Source organism: Izhakiella australiensis, from assembly GCF_002006995.1.
Taxonomy (GTDB): domain Bacteria; phylum Pseudomonadota; class Gammaproteobacteria; order Enterobacterales; family Enterobacteriaceae; genus Izhakiella; species Izhakiella australiensis.
In genome coordinates this window covers 1-3,129 of the sequence record NZ_MRUL01000049.1, presented here as the reverse complement: position 1 = coordinate 3,129, position 3,129 = coordinate 1, and the positions used below count along the sequence as shown (strand labels likewise).

General features: G+C 49.2%; 4 protein-coding genes and 1 pseudogene. All 5 read right to left on the bottom strand.

Going from position 1 to position 3,129, the window contains the following annotated elements; genetic code table 11:
* A pseudogene (locus BTJ39_RS24115) lies at nt 1–466 on the bottom strand (VENN motif pre-toxin domain-containing protein); the annotation flags it as partial.
* A 145-nt stretch (nt 467–611) separates the two neighbouring features.
* Entirely contained in the window at nt 612–1,043 is a 432-nt protein-coding gene (locus BTJ39_RS24110) for a hypothetical protein (RefSeq protein WP_078005188.1), read from the bottom strand.
* A 2-nt stretch (nt 1,044–1,045) separates the two neighbouring features.
* Complete coding sequence (locus BTJ39_RS25015) at nt 1,046–1,612, bottom strand: toxin C-terminal domain-containing protein (RefSeq protein ID WP_176110438.1); 567 nt, start codon at nt 1,610–1,612, stop codon at nt 1,046–1,048.
* 194 nt (nt 1,613–1,806) lie between these two features.
* Entirely contained in the window at nt 1,807–2,133 is a 327-nt protein-coding gene (locus tag BTJ39_RS24100) for a zinc ABC transporter substrate-binding protein (RefSeq protein ID WP_096777786.1), read from the bottom strand.
* 35 nt (nt 2,134–2,168) lie between these two features.
* Nucleotides 2,169–3,129 (bottom strand): VENN motif pre-toxin domain-containing protein (locus BTJ39_RS24095; RefSeq protein ID WP_176110435.1); only part of this gene is annotated, 961 nt, incomplete at its 5' end.

Here is a 3,129-nt window from a genome sequence, read left to right as displayed (position 1 = left end):
GCTGCGCTTCGGCCCGCTTCAGCGCCTGCGGGTCACGCTTCGCCTTTTCACCGGCAATCTGCCCCTGGGTGCGGGCAATGTCGCTGACCTGACCGCCGATTTCACCCATCAGCTGCGCGGCCTGCAGACGCCGCTGCTCCTTCTCCTTATCAAATATCTGGCCGATGCTGCCGTTAGCGTGGTCCGCGTCGCGGCTGAGCCGCGCCACGTCCTGCTGCTGGCGTTTACCGTCACGGATAACCAGGCTGCCCGCGCTGACGGCAGCGCGGGTGGTGCCTTCGTCGTGGCCGTTGTGGCCGGCGCCGGACAGGGCGAGGTTAGCGGCGTTGCTGCGGATATTCGCCACCGGGTCAAAGCCGCCCGAAGAGCTCAGACTGACGCCCTGATGCTCAGTGCGGAAGTCGGCCTGGTTGTGAAGGTCGCTGAAGCCGAGGGTGCCGGTGTCGAGGCGGCAAAAAGCTTTCATCCCGCAGGCAGCGATAGACTGCAGATTGTCTCACTGCTTTTAGTACGCCGCAGAAGCGGGCACCGCGTGATGGAGAGGTGGTGTGGCGGGTGTTGTGAGAGGGTAAAAAAATCCCGGCCAGGTGAGGCCGGGATTTTTATAATGATTACAGGCTGTTATAAAAATCTAAAACATTGTCTATATTGGTGTTCCATTCAGATATTTCTTCACCATCTTCATTATGAGTCGTTCGCGGTTCAATGAAGTCATTTATTTTTTCAGGAGTAAATCCGTGACACTCATCTAAGAATAAAATGCTGTTCTGAATAGCTGCTTTATTTCCTAAAAAATACACAACCCATACGAATATAAAATTTGTATATCCCGGTTCATACATAGAGACAGCTAAAGCTGAATGCTTTTTACTACGTATTCCTTCCCCAAGAGAGGATCGCCAGCTACTCCTGTAATCATCAGCTTTCCAATAAGATAACGGAAGATGGACCGGCTCTATGAACTCATCAATGATGATCGATGCTGGAAGAACCATTTCACCATGTTCATGGAATGATTGACCGTTAGGGAATATACCAAACATTTTCAGTTCTTAATCCTTTTCAAATTACTATCATAAGTACCCATACGTTTTCCTTTTCTGTCAAACATTTTCCAGCCATTAGTTACATTATGGCTATCGACATCAGGAGTAATATATTTTTTACCATCAAAAAATACAGGCTGACCGTGTGAGTTAAAAGGAGCTTTGGGAGCTGGAATCTTCCTGTCAAAACCTAACTTCCCAGCAGATTCCTGAGCTTCTTTCCCTTTTAATGCCAGATAAGCCAGATCATCTTTCTTCGGCCCGTCAGGTACCGGTGTTACCGTGGTATTCCCACCCGTATCCGGTGCGTCACTGCTGTTTCCTGTGTGCCAGGCTCCGTTGCTGCTCCGCTGGTCGGGTGTTATCAGCGTGGTGCCCGTATTCTCCTCCGGCGCCGGATTTTCCAGTTTACCACCGGTTGGGTCTTTATCTGCAACGGGAAGTTCTGTATGACCGGGTCCACGGGTCCCGTCGCGCGTTCCGTCACGCACCGCGCACTGTTCAAGCGTGCCCTCACAGGCTCCGCCCGTGTCCCAGTCGTCATCCGCATCTCTGCTGCCCTGCACGCCGTGACCCACCGCACCGGCGGCGGCCGCTTCGTCACCTGCGCCTGATATTATGCAGACCCTCCGTAAGGTCTGTAGCTCTCCGTCCGTAAGCAGTGGCAGGTCACGGAGCTGATCAGCAAGGCGCAGCGATAAAGTGTAACTGGTTAGTTATAAAGTAAAACCCCAACCGAGAAGGATTGGGATTTATTTTATTATGGGCCAACCCACGTCAATTTAGACTTCAAATCGTCGGGCACTATATTAAACAACTCTTTTATATAAATAACATGCTGATTGTAATTTGGCGATATATCCTCATTACATCTCTCAACGTAATATTTTGCCTGATTATTTAAAAACCATATATCGTGCTCTGTAAATCTCTTATCTAGGATAGTAACAGTCAAATTATGAACAAGCTCAGATTCCAGATAGCAAGATAAATTAAAATTTTTTTCTTTCTTTTCCAATTTCTGTAGGTTTCGTATGTAAGGCAGTGCTAGCCCTAACATTTTTACATATATTTCATTTTTATACATGCGACTATCCTCATGATCAATATACATAAAATTTATCACTTCCTTTTAGGCATAGAAGAAGCCCCAGTCGGAGCATTTTTAGTCTGAGTCCATGAGCCATTTTGTATAAGCTTTTCTATGTAAGAAGCATCCCCTGTTTTTTTGTATATTTCCTGAGCTGCAACCATCCTGTGATTACCTTCAGATATATAATAAATTCCTTTACTATCAACATATCCAGCAATACGCCCCTCAGGTGCTGTAAATTTATAATTACCACTCATCATATCATTTTTAAGCTGCTCCACTTGTTGTGGATTCCGTAATCCAACTTGCATACTTTTTATCGCAAATGGAATTCCGCCTTGAGATAAGTTGGTTACGGTAGTTTTTGCTAGTTGTACTAAATCCTTTGCCAGTAATCCACCCGAAACCAACATGGCCTGATTTTCCGGGTCTGAGGCAAAGGCCGCGAACTTCATCCATGTCGCGCTGTTCTGATCTATATTTGCCAGGTCCTGGCCGTTCCATTGCCGGACGTAGGCTTTAGCTTCCTCGCTGGTCATGACGTCCACGCCAGGGATGTGGCTCATCCAGGCTGGCCGCTCCGCCATATCAATACCACCCCGGGCCAGCTCTTTGTCAACAACCTGTGCTTCCAGAGGATTATTTTTTAACCTGTAATTCGTTTCAGCGCTTTGTGCATCACTGAGTGCTTTGTACTTCTCCACAATGGCATCGCAGTTTCCGCCAGCCTTGCGGCACTCCGCCATTTCTTTATCGAAGTTCACTGACTGGCTTTGGTTCAGCCAGTTATTCTCCACCGCATTCTTCCCGGCCTGCGCGCCGGAGAGGGCGCCCGCGCTGCTGTCGCTGGCAAGCCCGCCCGTGAGCCCGGCGGCCAGGGTGCTCAGGGCGCTGATGCTCTGCTTCTGCTCCTCCGACAGCTTACTCTTATCCACGCCCGGATACAGCTGCTGCGCGATATATTCACCGGCGCTGGCGCCCGCCGCCCCG

What these genes read in the sequence shown, in the direction of transcription:
- BTJ39_RS24110 (WP_078005188.1), bottom strand. Translation starts at nt 1,043, where the DNA reads ATGTTTGGTATATTCCCTAACGGTCAATCATTCCATGAACATGGTGAA.
- BTJ39_RS24100 (WP_096777786.1), bottom strand. Translation starts at nt 2,133, where the DNA reads ATGTATAAAAATGAAATATATGTAAAAATGTTAGGGCTAGCACTGCCT.